Here is a 1,140-nt window from a genome sequence, read left to right as displayed (position 1 = left end):
GACCGAGGTGAACGTGGTCTGACTGGAGCACAAGGTGCTAAAGGTGAAAAAGGAGACCAAGGTCAGGCAGGTCGTGACGGTGTAACTCCAACCGTAACCGTTAAAGATAATAAAGAAGACGGTACTCACACTATCACTATTAACGACGGTAGAGGTAATGTTACAAATACTGTTGTAAGAGATGGTTTCGATGGAGCAAGCCCATTAGTTGCGACTCAACGAAATGAAGCTGATAAAACAACAACTGTTATCTTCTATTATGATCAAAATGACAACAACGAATTTGATGCAGGAGATACAAAACTAAAAGAAGTTGTCATTGCAGATGGTGCCAAAGGTGAAAAAGGAGACCAAGGTGAACGTGGATTAACTGGTGCACAAGGTGCTAAAGGTGATCGTGGCGAACGTGGTGAAACAGGGGCAGCAGGACGTGATGGTAAAACGCCAGTAATTACTACAGCTCGTGGTAAAGATGGTCATAGTACTGACATTACATTTACAATTCCTGGAGAAGAGCCTGTTGTAGCTAACATTAAAGATGGTAAAGATGGACGTACACCAACCATCGACTTAAATGCCTTAGCTGAAGCAGCAGCAAGATTAAACAATCAAAGAAGCGGAAGAGTAAGAAGAGCTTTAGCAGACGCCCCATCTACAGCACCAGCAGAAAAACCAAGAGAAGGTACTCTTATTACAGCGTACTTTGATAACAATGGTAATGGTCGATACGATGAAGGTATAGATGACTTAATTGCTAAACAACCAATTTATAATGGTACAGACGGTGCCAATGGTGCAGCAGGTGCAGCCGGACGTAATGGTGCTGAATTATTAAGTGGACCTAAAGCACCAACAGCAGATGATGGTAAAGATGGCGACACTTATATCGATGCAACTACAGGTGATGTTTATAAGAAAGAAAACGGAACTTGGGATAAGATTGGTAACATTCGTGGACCTCAAGGTCTAAAAGGTGAAGCCGGAGTTGCAGGACCACAAGGACCACAAGGGCTACAAGGACCTAAGGGTGACCAGGGTGCTCAAGGTCTTCAAGGACGTGATGGTCAAGACGGAGCACAAGGTTTACCAGGACGCGACGGACGAGATGGCGCAGCAGGTCGTGACGGACGTGATGGACGC

General features: G+C 44.9%; 1 pseudogene. It reads left to right on the top strand.

Annotation, left to right across the window (positions count from 1 at the left end):
- Positions 1 to 1,140, top strand: a pseudogene (locus tag ADH52_RS04720) (YSIRK signal domain/LPXTG anchor domain surface protein); the annotation flags it as partial.

This window comes from Streptococcus pseudopneumoniae (genome assembly GCF_001072665.1).
GTDB lineage: Bacteria > Bacillota > Bacilli > Lactobacillales > Streptococcaceae > Streptococcus > Streptococcus pseudopneumoniae_S.
This window is presented reverse-complemented; position numbering and strand designations above follow the sequence as displayed.